Source organism: Duganella sp. sic0402, from assembly GCF_019219065.1.
GTDB lineage: Bacteria > Pseudomonadota > Gammaproteobacteria > Burkholderiales > Burkholderiaceae_D > Rugamonas.
The window spans coordinates 1-845 of the sequence record NZ_JAHUWK010000028.1 but is presented as its reverse complement, the minus strand read 5'-3'; the positions used below and the strand labels follow the sequence as shown (position 1 = coordinate 845).

Genomic DNA, 845 nt, shown 5'->3' with positions numbered 1-845 from the left:
AGCGGGTGATAGCCCCGTACACGAAATCAGACCGGTGGTACTAAGCGTACGACAAGTAGGGCGGGACACGAGAAATCCTGTCTGAATATGGGGGGACCATCCTCCAAGGCTAAATACTCGTAATCGACCGATAGTGAACCAGTACCGTGAGGGAAAGGCGAAAAGAACCCCGGGAGGGGAGTGAAATAGATCCTGAAACCGTGTGCATACAAACAGTAGGAGCCTCGTAAGGGGTGACTGCGTACCTTTTGTATAATGGGTCAGCGACTTACATTCAGTGGCAAGGTTAACCGAATAGGGAAGCCGTAGAGAAATCGAGTCCGAACAGGGCGATAGTCGCTGGGTGTAGACCCGAAACCAAGTGATCTACTCATGGCCAGGATGAAGGTGCGGTAACACGCACTGGAGGTCCGAACCCACTAATGTTGAAAAATTAGGGGATGAGCTGTGGGTAGGGGTGAAAGGCTAAACAAACTTGGAAATAGCTGGTTCTCTCCGAAAACTATTTAGGTAGTGCCTCAAGTATCACCACCGGGGGTAGAGCACTGTTATGGCTAGGGGGTCATCGCGACTTACCAAACCATTGCAAACTCCGAATACCGGTAAGTGCGAGCTTGGGAGACAGACGTCGGGTGCTAACGTCCGGCGTCAAGAGGGAAACAACCCAGACCGCCAGCTAAGGTCCCAAAGATTGGCTAAGTGGAAAACGAAGTGGGAAGGCTAAAACAGTCAGGATGTTGGCTTAGAAGCAGCCATCATTTAAAGAAAGCGTAATAGCTCACTGATCGAGTCGTCCTGCGCGGAAGATGTAACGGGGCTAAGCCAGTCACCGAAGCTGCGGATAT

The 845-nt window shown here is 51.2% G+C and carries 1 rRNA gene; it reads left to right on the top strand.

From position 1 onward, the window contains the following. Positions 1-845 (top strand): 23S ribosomal RNA (locus KW842_RS27135); the annotation flags it as partial.